Annotated in this window: 10 protein-coding genes; 5 read left to right on the top strand and 5 right to left on the bottom strand. The window is 60.2% G+C overall.

All coding sequences use genetic code 11. The features are described 5' to 3' along the window. Positions 1-33 precede the first annotated feature (33 nt). The gene (locus IQ273_RS10465) at positions 34-579 is read left to right on the top strand and encodes a peptidase C15 (RefSeq protein ID WP_194023111.1); all 546 of its coding nucleotides are present in this window, start codon (positions 34-36) and stop codon (positions 577-579) included. Here the strand turns inward: IQ273_RS10465 and IQ273_RS10460 are convergent. From IQ273_RS10460 to IQ273_RS10445, 4 genes are all read right to left on the bottom strand, one after another. Then, positions 576-2,288: a DUF11 domain-containing protein gene (locus tag IQ273_RS10460; protein ID WP_194023110.1), complete on the bottom strand. Its 1,713-nt coding sequence runs from the start codon at positions 2,286-2,288 to the stop codon at positions 576-578. The genes IQ273_RS10465 and IQ273_RS10460 overlap by 4 nt on opposite strands. A gap of 67 nt (positions 2,289-2,355) precedes the next feature. Beyond that, a complete protein-coding gene (locus IQ273_RS10455; protein WP_194023109.1) occupies positions 2,356-4,434 on the bottom strand; it encodes an OmpA family protein in 2,079 nt (692 codons plus the stop codon). Then, positions 4,431-8,099: a TonB-dependent receptor gene (locus IQ273_RS10450; RefSeq protein WP_228052748.1), complete on the bottom strand. Its 3,669-nt coding sequence runs from the start codon at positions 8,097-8,099 to the stop codon at positions 4,431-4,433. Before IQ273_RS10450 ends, IQ273_RS10455 begins: the two co-directional genes overlap by 4 nt. Next, positions 8,099-9,025, bottom strand: coding sequence for a hypothetical protein (locus IQ273_RS10445; protein ID WP_313898070.1), 927 nt, complete (start codon positions 9,023-9,025; stop codon positions 8,099-8,101). The genes IQ273_RS10450 and IQ273_RS10445 overlap by 1 nt, the downstream gene beginning before the upstream one ends. Positions 9,026-9,426: 401 nt before the next feature. Here IQ273_RS10445 and IQ273_RS10440 point away from each other — a divergent pair, with 401 nt between their 5' ends. The 4 genes from IQ273_RS10440 to trpA all read left to right on the top strand — a co-directional run bounded on the left by IQ273_RS10440 (position 9,427) and on the right by trpA (position 11,604). Beyond that, entirely contained in the window at positions 9,427-9,912 is a 486-nt protein-coding gene (locus tag IQ273_RS10440; protein ID WP_194023107.1) for an MOSC domain-containing protein, read from the top strand. A gap of 166 nt (positions 9,913-10,078) precedes the next feature. Further along, positions 10,079-10,333 carry an NAD(P)H-quinone oxidoreductase subunit L gene (gene ndhL / locus IQ273_RS10435; protein WP_194023106.1) on the top strand — a complete coding sequence of 85 codons (255 nt, stop codon included), beginning with the start codon at positions 10,079-10,081 and terminating at the stop codon, positions 10,331-10,333. 5 nt (positions 10,334-10,338) lie between these two features. Further along, positions 10,339-10,644 (top strand): DUF3007 family protein, encoded by a 306-nt coding sequence (locus IQ273_RS10430; RefSeq protein ID WP_194023105.1) that lies wholly within the window; start codon positions 10,339-10,341, stop codon positions 10,642-10,644. Positions 10,645-10,815: 171 nt separating this feature from the next. After that, entirely contained in the window at positions 10,816-11,604 is a 789-nt protein-coding gene (trpA, locus tag IQ273_RS10425; protein WP_194023104.1) for a tryptophan synthase subunit alpha, read from the top strand. A gap of 15 nt (positions 11,605-11,619) precedes the next feature. Here trpA and IQ273_RS10420 read toward each other — a convergent pair whose 3' ends face one another. After that, positions 11,620-15,378 carry an EAL domain-containing protein gene (locus IQ273_RS10420; RefSeq protein WP_194023103.1) on the bottom strand — a complete coding sequence of 1,253 codons (3,759 nt, stop codon included), beginning with the start codon at positions 15,376-15,378 and terminating at the stop codon, positions 11,620-11,622. Positions 15,379-15,831: the final 453 nt, after the last annotated feature.

Raw genomic sequence — 15,831 nt, 5'->3', positions numbered from 1 at the left:
CCCCTCCCATCCTCACCCACGCACCTACTCACCATGCTCCTGACCACCTTCGCTCCCTGGCGTGCCCATCAGCCCTCCAATGCCGCCGACGATCTGGTGGCTCATTTGCAACAGTGCCAGCAGATTCCCCTCGGTACGACCGTGCTGCGTCACATTCCCGTCAGTTTTGAGCTGGCCCCGATTCGCGTGATAGCCAAGCTGGTCGAACTTCAGTCGCCAGTGGTGGTGTGCTGCGGTATGGCCGAGGGGCGCAGCCATTTGCACCTGGAGCGCTACGGCAAAGGAAATGACCTGGCTCTGAAGACCGCGCTGCCGCTGGAGAAATTGATGGCGGGCACCCATCTGACGGACACTAGCGATTGTGCGGGTACCTACGTCTGCAACCACTTGTATTACCAACTGCTGGGGGCGATCGCGCAATACCGCTGGCCAACACAAGCCCTCTTTGTGCACATTCCGCCGCTCACTCCAGCGACCCAGCCCCTGCTGGCCCACGACCTGATGCTGATACTAAAACGGCTGGCCCAGTTGACCAGCCGCCCAGAAAAGAGTTTAGTGGCCCGACGAAAAATGGCCTAATCGACGGTAGTTCTAAACCGAATTAGCCCCACCTGGTTGCTACCCACGGTGCCCGCATTGACTACGACAGCTCCATTGCCCTGGTTGACGCCGCAGAACGGTGGCAATGCCGCCCCAGGTGCAATGAACTGGCCGGGGTCACCGTCATTGGCATTGGTGTAGTTGACCACGGGGCCAGCGGGGGCCGAAGATGCGATCGCCTGAATGCCTTCACCAGTGCCAAAGCTGTTGGGGTTGAAGGTAGTGCCAATCGGAATTTGATCGCACAGCACTACGTTGTTGGCGTCCCCGACTCCAGAGTTGGCGAAGTAAATGGTGTACTCAATACCGTCGCTGGTTTGTACCGAGGGGTCATCAATAACGTCAATACCCTGACCTAGGCCGTTGTTTTGCAGCAGCGTTAGGCCTGCACCGTCGCCCACCACCTGAGCAAAGTTGGGCAGGTTAGCGGGGCCAAACAGGTTAGTAATCCGCTTCACCAGCGATAGGTTACCAGCTGGAGGCACTGTCGTTACGCGACGAATCAAGCCAAAGCCCCCGGCCACCAGATCCAGGCCACCGGGAGCGGGAGCACCGTTATTAGCCTCTGCAAGGCCAATGGTATCTGTGGGAAAGGCTACAAAGTTGACCAGGTTTGCACCCGCAGGAACATCGGCGGCAAACAGCGAGTAACCAAAGAATGGCTGAGTGCTCTGAGGATCTGGCAGCAGCGAGTTAATGGGAAAGAAAATACCGCGTACGCTCTGGAGAGGAACCGGGTGCGACGGCAGAAAGTCAGGAACAGGAGGAACAGGAGGAGGCACCAGGGGATCCTGATCTCGCCGCAGTACCGCCGATGTAAGTTCGACGCCGATGTTGCCACTGCCCCCCCAGGCATTGGCAGGTACCTGCACCAGCGGGCCGTAGGCAGTAGGGTCGCCCGTTACCGGATCAATAGCCGTAACGGCCGCAATGCCAAAGGGGTCGTTGCCGCCCCGCTCGTCAATTAAAAACCCGACATTCCCCACGTCTGCTGCCGCTAGCTGTACCCCAGGATTGCCAATCAGATAGTCAATGCGCTCAATATTGTTGCGGGTGTCCTGGTTATTGACCGAGATAGAGACGTTGTTAAAGACGTTGTCGATGCCTCGGTTGATGGACCGGCTGAGGAGCGCTGCCTCAACGCTATTTATTTCACTAGGACCCAGAATGATGGTATCGGTGGCATTGGCAGCGAGGTCGACGTCTACCAGCACCGACTCATAGAACAGCTGAAATCTTTCCTGACCAGGAACTCTGCCCAGTGGGGGACCGACGCGGCGAAACACAATACGCTGGGGCAAACCCGCTGGAGGCAGTAAATCGATGGCCGGCTCAAAGCGATCGCCTGCGGCAACCACTGCCTGTAGGATACGCGCTTCTCCACCCCCAAAGGTGAGGTTGACCCCCCCCGGCGCGGTACAGTTCTCAAAGCCCGTGGCAGCGGTAGCATCGCAAGGGTCGGCGTAGGGGGCATTGAGGTAGGTGGTGGTGGTTGCTGGAGTCTCGGGGGGAGCAATGATCTCCGTGACGCTGGCAAAGGGTGCCAGCTGGGCCACAGCCGGACTCGGCCCCACCACCAGCCCCAGCAAAACGATCGCCAAACCGCTCACCCAACGCCCCCAGCACCAGCGGGGACCACGGCGCACAAAGGAGCTTTCCTGGCGATCCGGTATAGAAGACGAACACATGGCAGACATTGGGAGTGGTAACTCAATCAGGACGACAAAACGTGATGGCTGAGGAAACGCCACAGCCTTACTCAAGCTGAAGGTCAGCCTCCTGGTCAACAAAGATAATGTCGAGGCCTCGCACGTCGGTAAAGACAAACTCTACCCGGCGATCGCGGGCGTACTCAACTCGGCCGCTGCCCTCGCTGCGCCGCTGGGTCTCACCAAAGGGCACAATCCGCATTCGCTCTGGGGGCACACCCTCCTGAATGAGATAGTTGCGGGCGGCGAGGGAGCGGCGCTCGCTCAGGGCCAAGTTGTAGGCGGCGCTGGCGCGGGGGTCGGTGTGGCCGTGCAGTTCCACCGTCAGGAAGGGATACTCCAGCATGACCTCAGCGATCTGATCGAGTATTACCGCGCTCTCGGGGCTAATATCTGAGCGATCGAGGGCAAAGTGAATATTGCGGGGTACGGTCAACACCAGCGGTTCTAGGGGCGGCGGCGGCTCAACCGGCTCTGGAGGCGGCACGGGCGCGGCGCAGTTAGGTAGATCGACCGGCGTGGCGGGCAGCTCGGGTAGGGTGCCATCGGCGGCCAGCACGGCAGCGACAGGGGCCGGTTCTGAGGTGCCCCACTCAGGGTCAGAGGCGATCGCGCTCACCCTTGTGCCTGGCGGCAGGGCCAGACTGGCGCTAAAGGTGCCCTCAGGGCTGGCGGTCACGGTGCCGAGGGGCTCGCTCAGGGGGCTGTAGGGGAAGCCATCCTCGGCGACCCGGTAGAGGTCCACCTCGGTGCCGGGGTCAGCCGTACCCGTTAGGGTCACCTCGGCGGCTCCACTAACAAAGCTATAGTCGTCAAACTGGGGGGAGTTGATGGCCGCGTTGCCGGTCTCGCGACGGCGATGGTAGGAGTTGCGGGGCGGGTTGGGGCCATCCCCTTTTTGAAAGTCCTGCACACCGGTATTGCCCTGGGTGTTGAGGTCAATACTGAGCCCGTCTAGCCCGGCATAGCGATTGCCGCGAATTTGGTTGCGCAGGCTGAGCGGGTAGGCGGTCACCGCGACCCCTGGCCCTGGCTGATAGCCAATGAAGTTATCGCTGAGCTGATGATCGTTGCCCATCAGGTACACGGCAGCGCGCTCAAACCGTCGCCCGTTGTACTGAATGGCGTTACCTGAGATCTGGGTGGCCCCCTCCGGCTTAAATAAGTAGATGCCGCTGCCGTCGTTGGCGCAGATTAGGTTGTCGGTAATGGCGCTACCGGCGATCGCACCCTCCAGGCGAATGGCGTCGGGCATACCGGCCAGACCGTTGCCAATGATGGCGTTTTCGCTCACCTGCAGCCCATCGGCCCGAAAGCCGGTAATGATGGCGCTGCCGTCGTGGTTTTGAATCCGGTTGTTGCGAATGGTGGTCTCTACCGCGTTAAAAACGTTGACCCCAAAAGCCGACGGCACCACCGGAAACTCGCCATTGGGGGGTAACCCCAGCCAGTTTTGCTCAATCACCACCCCCCGAGGCTGCGCCTCGGGCTGATCTAGACGAAATAGATCCAGAGCCGGGCTGAGGGGGCTAGCGTCGACCGGCGGGGCCAGGGCGCTAATAAAAATATCGGCGGGCGGCGTGGTCTGGGTAGCGCGATCGCTGGTGCGAAACCCATAGAGGCTCAGCCCTCGCACCGTTACGCCATCGGCGGCAATGGTCAGGCCGCGAGCCACTTCGCTGCCCTCGGCCACCGTCAGGCTGACCACGGGCGCAGGCGGAAATTTAGGATCCAGTCCGGCACTGGCGTCGTAGCCCGCCTGGGTGGTGCCGTCGATCACCAGCTCTGGGGCGGTAATTTCCGGCAGTAAGTCCACCAGGGCAATAGTGGTCTGACCCATGGGCAAATCAAAGTCAATCTGCGATCCCTGCCCAGTGGGCAGGGGCTGCACAAAGGCCTGCTCCGCCTCGCTCAGCTGCTCAGGAGTCAGAGTGCCGTTGGCCAGCTCCACGGCTTCCCGCAGCGTCAGCCCCTCGTCGGGCTGTACTGGCCCATCGTCCGCGCTGGTTACCCGCAAGCTGTAGCCCGCCAGCGCCGACTGTCCAGCTGCGGGGGTCACCGTCAGGGCCAGCCCCGTTACAGTCAGGGCGACAGCGCCATATCCTATCCACCACTGCTGTTTCATTCCTCACCTCCTGGGGCACTGTCTGTCACGTCGGCCTCGGGCACCTCAGGCGTCACACCGGGCTGGGCCACCCCGGCTGCGGGGATATCGGGCAGGGTTGCCTCGTCTACGTAAGAGTCTTGCTGCTGGGGCGGCGACACCGGCTGTACCCCAAAGCCGTTAAACAACTGGTTGACTTTAGCGGTAATGCCGAAGTAAGGGCCGCTAGCCGATCGGTAGCCGCCGCCGCCCACAAACGAACCGTCGTTGGCACCGCCAAAGCTGTAGCCCAGCCCCAGCCGCACATCAGGGGTGAGATAATAGCCCGCCTCCAGGGCAAAGCCGGTTTCGTTGTAGCCCACGGCGGGCTGCCCCAGCCAGCGCACCTCAGCCCCGACATCCCAGCGGTAGGCAAACCGATAGGTCGCCCGCGCCTGAGCCAGGTGAATGCTATTGGAGAAGCCGAAGTTTTCGGCCAGGTTGGCCGTGCTATAGCGCAGGCCGTACTTGCCGTAAAATTCCCATCGGTAGGAAGGAGCATAAATACCCTCCAGCGCCAGGGTGTGGTCCTGGGCCTCAGAGCTGGTGCCCTGCAAAATTGTGTCGGGGGTGCTGCCGGGGTTGCGGCGATACTCGTAGCTGAGCAGGCCGTTGAACTGGTCGCTAATGGGGTTGCGGTAGGCCAACCCCAGGCGGAGGCTGCTGGAGTTGCCCAAGGCATCGGTAATGGTTTGGTTGGCAAAATTAGCCAGGTCAAACCGGGCCAGACCGGTGAGCGAGTCGGTAATCTTGCCAGCAGCGGCGGCACCCAGCACAATATTGCTCGACCCCGGCGAATCGCGATACTCAAAGCGGCCGCTGGCCTGCCAATCGGGGTTGTCGGTGTACTCTAGCCCCACCGAGTAGACAGTAGAGGCCAGCAGCCCCAGGGCCGACGATCCCCCCTGTCCGACAGCGAAGGGCTGGGCAAACTGCTGGCCCGCCCCGGTGAGATTAAAGCCATCGCCAAAAATGCGCTCGAAGCCAAAGGTGGCCCGCAGCCCAGGGGCCAGCACTAGACGGTGATTAAGACCGATCGCCCCCTGGCCGGTAATGCCGTTGTAACCCCCTAGCAGCGAGTAGCGGTTGGTAAGCGTAGTATTCTCGTCGAGATCGTAGTCGACTAGGGTGTCGAGGCTGGTAATCGACCCCGGCCCGTTGCCCCCCGACAAAAACTGCTGGGCCAGCCGCAAACTTACCCCAGGCTGCACCGCCCACTCCAGGCCGACCGTATTGCGGGTGGGATAAAGGGGGTCGGTGGTACCCAGGTTTAGCTCGCTCTGGGCTAGGGCGCTAAGGGTCTCGGTGAGCGGCAGGTTTAGCCGTGACACCAGCTGGTTGGCGCTGGTGGAGGTATTGGCAATGCGATCGTTGCGGTTGCGGTTAACGAAGTCAATGCCCAGGGTGGCCGTGCCAAACTGTTGCACAATACCGGCCCGCAGTTCGGTTAGGGTGTTGTCTACCTGCCCGCCCTGGATAGCGCTTTGACCCGGCCGCAGTAGACCGGCAGCAGAGGTTTGAATAGCGGTGGCTGTGCCGACATTGCGCTCTTGATCCACCACGGCGCGAATTCGGGTTTGAGCCCCGACCTGGGCTAGCACCTGGCCACCCCAGCGCGTTTGTCCGGGGCGAAAGGTAGTGGTGGCGGTATTGTTAAAGCCGCTGTCGGTAGAACGGTAGAAGGCTTGTCCTGTGACCCCTTCAAAGGGAGTCCCGCTCAGCTCGATGCGGTAGGCATTGCCCTGGTTGTTGGTGGCTCCAGCGTTGAAGGTCGATCGCGCAAATTCCCCTGAGATCAGGCCCTGTTCACCCAGGGGAAAGAGCGCGTCAACCCCGTAGAGGGTAAAGTCTTGGGCACCCTGGTCTTCGCTGAGCAGGGTGGCTCCAATGACACCGCTGTCGTCGCCGTTGGGGCGGTACTGCAGGCGTCCGGCGTAGAGATTGCCCCGCACGGAGGCATCTTCAACCTGGTAAGTCACTACAATGCGGCGCACCAGAGTCACGCCCAGGGGGTTGAGATCGACGGCGCTAATCCGTTGATCGAACAGCAGCGTGCCGCGATCGTAGTCGATGGTGTAATCGACGCCGCGATACAACGGCGTGCGCTCAAGCACGGTGCCGGGGCGGTTAAACTCCTCGGCCTCAATGAACACATTCTCACTACCCCGCAAAATTAGCCGCCGCGACAAAAAGTAGTAGCCGCTGGTGCCGTCGGGGGCAATGGTGTCCCGCTGAAAGGGCCGCACATTGTCGGCGTACATGGCGGTCAACTGCAGGCCGTTACCAAAGGTGTAGTTACCCTTAAAGCCGTGCAGCTCTCGCACCGTAGCCGTAAACTGCTGTGACTCGCCAGCAAACTCCTGGGTACCGTAGTCGCCCCACATGGCGTAGTCTGGCTCAGCATCGGGCACCAGTGAGTCGCGCTGAAACCGCAGGTACAGGCTATCAATGGAGGGAGTGAGAAAGTCGGTGGTGGAGCTGTCGCCATAGACTGGATAGGTCTGGTCGCAGGCCTGCACATCGCGGTAGAGGCTGCTGCCATCGCAGCGATCGTTGAGGCCGCGTGTGTTGTTGTAGGCTCCGGTAAATAACCAGTCGCCCACAGCCCCGGTGGCAAACAGCCCCGTGGTAAAGCTCACCTCCACATCATCGTTGAGGGAGTCGGGGTTGAGAAAGTCTCTGAAGCTGCCCAAAAAGTTGGTGCCGCCTCGGCCCACGCGAAAATCGACGACCCCAGAAATAATGGTGGGGCGCAAATCGGTGTAGAAGCTCACCTGGGTGGTGGCTTCTAGAGCGGGGTAGTCTTGCGCCAGGCTAGGATCAACGTCCCGCAGGGTCTGGGCACTGACAAAGGCCCGCACCGTTGCTGGCTGAGCATCGAGGGGCGATCGCAGCTCCGCCTCAAACTGCCCTAGCCGAGCCAGTACCTGAAACCCGCCGCGATCGCTGTCATAGTCGGCCCCAACAAACTCCCCAGCATCGCTGGTCAGCGTTACGACTACGTCAGTCTCAAGGGGATTGCCCTGATCTGTCGTGACAGCGCCCACCAGGGTGAGCGTCGATCGCCCATTGGCCGGAATTTGAGTATCGCGCTCGGGAGCTAGGGTGAGATTGTAAATTGCCTCGCCCCCCGGCCCCACTGGCAGCAAAGGATAGGTAGAGGGAGGGTTGAGCGGCAGTCGATCGCGACCAAAGCGAAAGTCAAAAAGCTCAGCGTTTTCGCGCCGGTTGGCTAAAGGTACCGCTCCGCCGGGTCCAGCCTCCACCACTGCGGGGAGCTGTCCCTGGGGCAACACGGTAGCCGCCGCGATCGCGGTTTCTGGGTCGGCCCAAGGTTGTGCTGCGATCGCGGGTGCCGCTGGAACGCTCACTGCTGGCCCAGGCAGGGTCAGCTCCAGGGGTTCGCCGGGAACCACTTCAATCGTGGGGCTTACCGGGGTGAGACTTTCCAGGTTAGACGTCTCGATGACAGGGGGGGCAACCACGGCTTCCACCGCCGCGCCTCCAGAGACATCCAAATCTGCCGCTGTACCTAGGGCCTCGGGGGCAGCATGGCCGGGTAGCAGCAGCCCAAACGATCCGGCCAGGGTTGTTAACAAGCCCAACCCCAGCGAACGAGAAGCCAGTGAACGAGAAGCCAGAGGCATCATGACTGCTCCTCCCCAAAGGTTGGTGTAACGGCAAAGTTCATACGGCCCAGACCACCCGGCGACAGGCGCACAAAGCGAGAGGCGCTGTTGTCTTCAATCCGGTAGAGGTTAGGAGCCAACGTATAGCCCGGCAGGCTGTACAAGTCGAGAGTGCCAACCCGGTAGCCTGGCAGCACATTGGCCAGCGAAAACAGCCCGTCTGGGTCGGTCAAAATCCGGTTGCCATCGTCCATAAAGATGACGGCGTTGGGTACCCCAGGCTCACCGGGCTGCTGCTGCCCATCAAAGTTCTTATCCACAAACACTCGGCCTAAAATCGTGCCGCAGTCGGCCACAATGCCGGGGCGAATCGTCAGCTGGAACGGTGCCGACACCGGAGAAAACCCTGGGGCAGAGGCCTGGGCCACGTTGCGCCCATCGCCACGCACAGCATCGGGGGTAATCAGCACGCCATAGGCGATCGAGACCGACGCACCCGGCTCAAGTGACGGGAAAGTCAGCGTCAGGCTGCTGTCGGTGATCACTTGCTGCGTGGGCTGTAGGGGCGTGGTTTGCACCGAGTTAGGCACATAGATCAGGCCCCGAGGTAGCTGGTCAGTAATCGTCAGTGGGTTAGCCGCTCGACTTGAGGGGTTGGTAACCAGCAGCCGGTAAACCACCACATCCCCAGGCTCCGCTGCGGCGCGATCGGCAGTCTTTACAATGCTCAGAGGCACAATGTTTTCGCCAACGCGGGTTTCGTTGGAGGTTACAGTCACTGGCCCCGCAGGGCCGTCAAACTGGGCCGCTGCCTGGTTAACAAATACTCGGCTCTGAGCCTGCGCCACCGTTGACGGTGGCCCAATATGGCTCAAGCAATAGCTAAGGACCAGGGTCAGCAAGAACAGCAGCCCCCGGTACAGTTGTCTCTGATTACGTCTCACACTACCCCTCTGAGACTACTCTTCACACCACTGACACCCCGGTTGGGCTTAACCCACCTGTGCCTTCGATCCACTCCTGGAGGGCTTTAAGCCCCTGCGTCAACGACCAAAAGAAATATCTTGCGTCGTCAAACTCGCCAAATCATACCAAGCGCATCCGTAAATACTCACAAATTCTCTATTAAGTTTTTTAATTGGTCCGGATTTACTCAATGCACCTCGTGATGGCTAGGGCTAGATCTACCGATGCAATCTAGAGCCTGGGCGATCGCAAATTGAGCTAGAAACTATCACAGAGGTTATATGGAATTCATAAGAGCAGCTCTCGCTATGCTTTGCTAACGTCAGGCTCAAACCCCTATCGGGCCGAAATCCAATCGTCAACGCTGAGGCATAACGTTATGACCTACACGGGTCGAATTGCGCAGATCAATATTTCGCCTGGCGGGGTACCGAAGCTAGCCGTCGTTACCGCCCAAGTTACCGCCGCTGGGCTCGACGGCGACCAACAGCGCGATCTTAAATTTCACGGCGGCCCCGATCGCGCTCTGTGCCTGTGGTCGCTAGAGGTGATCGAAACCCTGCGGGCAGAAGGTCACTCCATCGGCCCCGGCAGCGCAGGCGAAAACCTCACCCTGGCCGGGCTAAACTGGGCGGATCTGGGGCCAGGCAGACAGATTCAGCTTGGGGAACAGGTGCGGGTTGAAATTACCGACTACGCTCCACCCTGCCGCACCATCATGCGCTGGTTTAGCGATCGCCGCTACAGCCGCATTAACCAAACCCACTACCCCGGCAGCAGTCGGCTGTACGCACGGGTTCTGCGGCCGGGCGTACTGACCACGGGCGATCGCGCCATCCTGGCTGTTGAGGCGGCGGGGGGCTAGGGACTTGGCTAAGGGCATGTCTGCTTTGTCCGTTCTCCTTTGCCATGAACCCTTATACAATGACTTCAGATGCGGCTTTAGAAGCCCTATGATTTGGGGGTGACGGGGTTCCAGTCATCCCACCCTTGGCAACCATTACATTCAGTTGGGTTAGCGGATATTCACCATGACCATACCAACGGCACTATCGTCACTATCGAACGACTTTTTGTTGACGGCGGGGCTGTACGCTGGCATCGCCGGAGTTTATTTGCTAGTGGTGCCCCTGGCTCTACTCTTTTATGTGCGGCGGCGCTGGTACATTGCAGGGTCCATCGAGCGCACCCTGCTGTACGGGCTGGTATTTGTCTTTTTCCCCGGTATGCTGCTGTTCAGTCCCTTTCTAAATTTCCGTCCCCAGCCTCGCGACATTAAGGCCTAGCGAGCATGCGACGCATTGACGTAATTGCAATTGGACTCGGTGTTTTTCTGGCCGGGGGTGGGCTGTTTGTGGGCTTTCGGCTGTTTGGCCTCGACGGCATCTCCGCTGGTATTTGGAGCCAGGCGGTCATGGTGGGCGGTGTCGTGGCCTGGTTGGCCAGCTACCTGCTGCGGGTGGTTACCCGCAACATGACCCTCAACCAGCAAATGGATGACTACGAATCGGCGGTACTCCAGCGTCGGCTCGACGAGCTGAGCCCAGAGCAGCTGGCCGCCCTGCAAGAAAAGCTGGATCGGGAGAAGGAGACGTAGCGGCGTTAGGGGTTCCCATCTCGAAACCGCAATCGCTGGGCTACAATCTCTGAAGCACAATTCCTGCGGCGTAGACGCGGTGCCTCTCTTGCCCTAGAGTGCTGTATTGGGTGAGTTACTTACCCCAGCCCTTTAGCCAATTTTTTTGGATTCAGTCTTCGGTACCCCGCTATGGCCCTTGTTTCCGATCGCTTCCGTGACCTGCGAGCGCGGGGCGAATGTGCCCTGATTCCCTTTATTACCGCTGGCGACCCCGATTTAGAAACGACGGCAGCGGCGCTGAAGGTGCTTGACCAAAACGGGGCCGACTTTATTGAGCTGGGGGTGCCCTACTCTGACCCCCTGGCCGACGGCCCGGTGATTCAGGCGGCTGCCACCCGCGCCCTTGAGAAGGGAGTCACCCTCGATGCCGTGCTCTCGATGGTGAAGGGGCTGCAGCTGCAGGCACCGCTAATTTTGTTTACCTACTACAACCCCATTCTCAACCGGGGCATCGATCGCTTTATGGCCGATGTGGCAGCGGCGGGGGTGGCCGGGCTGGTCGTACCCGACCTGCCTTTAGAAGAAGTTGATGCGGTTTTGACGGCGGCCGCAGCTGCGAGTATCGATGTCACTCTGCTGGTGGCTCCAACCTCGCCACCCGAGCGGATTAAGGCGATCGCGGCCCAGGCCCAGGGGTTTGTGTACCTGGTCAGCGTGACCGGCGTAACAGGCACCCGCAGCGAGCTGCAAAGCCGAGTCAAAGACCTGATCGATGGCCTCAAACAAACTACCGACAAGCCCGTGGGCGTGGGCTTTGGCGTCTCAGACCCCGACCAGGCCCAACAGCTCAAAGCCTGGGGGGCCGACGGCGTGATTGTGGGCAGCGCCTTTGTTAAGCGGCTGGCTGCCGACACCCCAGAGGCCGCCCTGTCAACCATCGGCGACTTTTGCCGCCGCCTCAAGGCTGCTCTGGCCTAGATACCGCGATCGCCCCTACGCCAGTCGCCAGGCCTGGGTATGAATAGGGCTCAGATAGCTCGCCGCTGTCTCCGGCGGTTGGGGTCGCCCAAACAGGTAGCCCTGCATGCCGGTGCAGCCCAATTCATACAAACATAGGCTTTGGGCGGTGGTTTCTACCCCCTCAGCTACCAGGCTGAGCGCAAGCCCCTTGGCCATAGCAATGATGGCGCTGACCATGGCCTGGTCAACCGGGCTGTGAGGCAGGTCTTTGACAAAGGCGCGATCGATCTTGAGGCCGTCGAGGGGAAACTGCTTCAGGTGGCTGAGGCAGGAGTAGCCGGTGCCAAAGTCATCCATCGAAATTTTGACCCCCAGTCGGCGCAGGTCTTGCAGCCGCTCGATGGAAGCCGCCATATCAGCCATTGCGGCGGTTTCGGTAATTTCTAGCTCCAGGCGGGTGGGTGGCAAGCCGGTTTCTTTCAGCACGGTAGCTACGCTGTTGACCAGATTGGGGTGCTGCAGCTGTCGGGCTGACAGGTTGACCGCCAGATTTACCAGGGGTAACCCCGCCCGATGCCAGGCCATCACCTGGGCGCAGGCGGTGCGCATCACCCACTCACCAATGGGGACGATTAGGCCATTTTCTTCGGCCAAAGGAATAAACCGGCAGGGAGCTACCAGCCCCAGGGTGGGGTGCTGCCAGCGCAGCAGGGCCTCCATTTGTACGACTTCGCCAGTGGCCACATTTACCTGGGGCTGGTAGTAGAGAACAAACTCGTCGCGGCCCAGGGCATGGTGCAAAAAAGTCTCTAGCTTGAGCCGCTGAGCGGCCTCGGTGCTCAGGCTTTGGGTATAAAACTGGTAGTTGTTGCGACCCTGCTGCTTGGCTCGGTACATGGCGGCGTCGGCGTTTTGCAGCAGGGTGGTCATATCCTGCCCGTCTTGGGGAAACAGGGCAATGCCCAGGCTGGCAGTCACGTGCAGCTCGTGGTTGTGCAGCAAAAAGGGTGGGGTCAGCTGGTCGGCAATGCGCTGAGCTACTTTGGCGGCATCGCTCGGGTTGGCCAGGTTGGGCAAAATTAGGGTAAATTCGTCGCCTCCCCAGCGGGCCACAATGTCTTCGGTCCGTAGGGCCGTGCTCATGCGCTGGGTCACCTGTTGCAGCAGCAGATCGCCGACCGCATGGCTGAGGGTATCGTTGATGGTTTTGAAGTGGTCGAGGTCGAGAAAGATGACCGCTAGCATCTGCTCGCTCTGGCTGGTGCGGGCGATCGCCAGGGGCAGATGCTGGTCAAAAAAGGCGCGGTTGGGCAGCCCTGTCAGGGTGTCGTGGTACACCTGATAGCACATCTGCGCCTCGGTCTGCTGGCGCTTGAGCGCCCCTCCCAGGCTCGCCGCCACCGCCACCAAAATCGACTCGTCGCTGGCGCTCCACTCCCACTCCTGCTGGCAGGCATCAAAGCCAATGTAGCCCCACAGCTCAGCGTCAATAAAAATTGGCACCATCAAAATGGATAGAATATTGTCCCTCAACAGCACCGCCTGCTCGGCGGCAGGCATGTGGCGAGTCAGAGAGCAGATCGATTTGCCCTGCTGCAGGAGAGTCAGCCAGCGCTCTAGGCCCAGGGCGCGGTAGCTCTGGTCTTGCCAGTAGGGCTGGTCAATGCCAGCGGCGGTAGTGGGGGTCGTCCACTCGTAGCGCAGGGTCATGGCCGGTTCGCCCGACACCGATTGGGGATGGTGGGTGTAGACGTAGGCGCGATCGGCGGTGGCGGCTTGGCCCAGACGGGCTAGCACCTGGGGAATTGCCTGCTGCACGTCGGTGCTGGTGAGCAGGCATTGGCTGGCCTCGGCTACCCCCTGCAGCAGGCGGTCGCGGCGCAAAATAGCGGCCTCTCCCCGCTTGCGATCGGTAATGTCTTCGACAGTGCCCTCGTAGCCAATTAGCACCTGGCGATCGTCGTAGATCGCCCGCGCCGACTCCGAAATCCAGATCACGGCACCGTCTTTGCGGTACACCTCAGATTCAAACCCCAGCACCGACCCATTGGCCCAAATCAGGTTGACAAACTCCTGGCGGCGATCGGGCTGCACGTAGAGCTGCTGGTTGATGTCGGTCAAATTCTGAGTCAGATCTTGGGGCGAATGGTAGCCGTAGAGCCTTGCCAGCATAGGGTTTACGGTCAAATACTGGCCCTGGGGCGTGCTTTGAAACATGCCTTCTACAGCGTTCTCAAAGATGCTGCGGTATTTGGCCTCGGCCCGCATCAGCGACAGCTCGGTCTGCCTTCGCTCCAGGGCCAGGGCCAGGTCAGCGGTCACCACCCGCAGCAGGTCAACTTCGGCTTCACTCCAGAGGCGGGGGGCGGTGCAGTTACTAAAGCCCATTACCCCTCGCAGCTGGTTTTGAATGACTAGGGGCAGCAGCAGCAGCGATTTAACGTGGCTGGGAGAACTGGCCAACACCTGGCGCTGAAGGTCGGAAAAATCGGCCTCCACCAGGTTGATGATCTGTTGCTGATCTAAGCTGGCATACCAGTCGGTAAACAGCGGCTCGATTGGCATCGTTTGAAAACGGGGATCGCTGGCGGTAGAGGGTACCCCAGGTGCCGACCACTCCACCCGCTGCACCAGGAATAGCGATTGTGAAAGCGACGGGTTTCTCTGGGGTTCGCAGCTTCCCTTAAGCTCGTAGTAGTAGACTCGGCTAGCCCCAGACAATTCGCCTAGGGCGGCAAAAATTTTGGTGATGGAGCGCTCCTGCCAGCCCCATTGCCAGGCCAAGAGCTGCCGCTGAATCTCGGCTAGGGTGGCTAAAACCTGCTCTCGTCGCTTGAACATTTGCTGGTCAGCAATCTGCTCGGTGACATCCTCAAAGGTGCACAGCACTCCAATCACGGTACCACTAGGGTCGCGCATGGGCATGCGGCTACAGTCGACCCAGCCCTGCTGGCCATTGGGGTCAGTTTGGGGCTCAATGGCGTGGAGGTCGGGTATGCCCTGGGTCATCACCAGGCGATCGCGGGCCGCACGGTAGGTAGCTTCTGGGGCACTGAGACAGGGCAGATTGTCGTCGGTGCCCCCCACAATATCGGCTGGGGCGGCTAGCCCCATAGCCTTAGCAAAGGCCTGGTTGCAGCCCAAATAGTAGCCCTGGCTATCTTTCCAAAAGAGGGGCTGGGGAATGCTATCGAGCACCAGTTCTAGCAGATCTTCTCGGGCCTCTAGGGCCTGCTCTACCTGGCGGAGGTTCGCCTCCGACTGTTTGAGAGGAGTAATGTCGGTAATAAAGCCTTCAATGCCAACGATCGCGCCTTCGGTATTTACAATGGGCGACCCTTTTTCCCAAACCCATTTCTCTTCACCACTGCGGGTGTGAATGCGGTACTCCACCTCGTAGGCCTGACCCAATTCAATTGCCCGCTGAATGTCCTCCAGCACCTGGGGTAGATCTTCGGGGTGGGTAATCGTGTTGTACGACACGGCGGTAGCAGGGCTAAGCAACTCCGCCGGCTGGTAGCCGGTCAGCGGATAGCACCCAGCGCTGAGGTAGCGCATCGACCCGTTAGTATCCCCATCAGCCTGAAACACAATCCCCGGCATCGCGTCGATCAGGCGTTGAGGGGCAGCAGGGTTTGTAAACGGCGTCTGGGGGGCATTCTGACTACCCCAGCGATTTTGGCCCAGCAGCGCCAGGGTAAGCCAGTACAGTACCGAAGAAGGGGTGGAAGTAGGCCGAGCCGGACGATTAGCAACTATGGGGTTAGGACGACGGAACTCAGAATCGTGCATAGGTCATCGGCATGCGGGTTCAGTTCCCCACGGCTAGTGATTTTAATATGCCCCAAATTCCACCTAGGAATGATGCCTCACTATACGTTAGAGGGCGTTATCGCCCCCTCAAGACCAAATTTCAAGGCTCACATAGGTGTGGTGATGCCAGATAGCACGCAAGATACTGTGGTTATAGCCATAGTCACGTTGGTTAGGACATCCAGAAACCCTATGAACGTTCAAACGTTTGAACGTTCATAGGAGACCTGTCTTAACCAGACTGGCCACAGCTATAAGCCCCGTCACCGGCTAATTGTTTCGCCCTAGCTAGGGGCCAGTGCGATCGCCTGCATGAGGCTCACCACGGCCTGCGGCGGCGGGTGGGTCAGGAGTTCTGGGCAGGCTACTAGGGGCAGATTGAGGGCTTGGGCTGCGTTCCAGTCGACGGGGGGCACCGGGGCCACCAGGGGC

Source organism: Nodosilinea sp. LEGE 07298, assembly GCF_015207265.1.
GTDB lineage: Bacteria > Cyanobacteriota > Cyanobacteriia > Phormidesmidales > Phormidesmidaceae > Nodosilinea.
The sequence above is the reverse complement of the archived record's forward strand: the minus strand, read 5'-3'. Positions and strand labels throughout refer to the sequence as shown.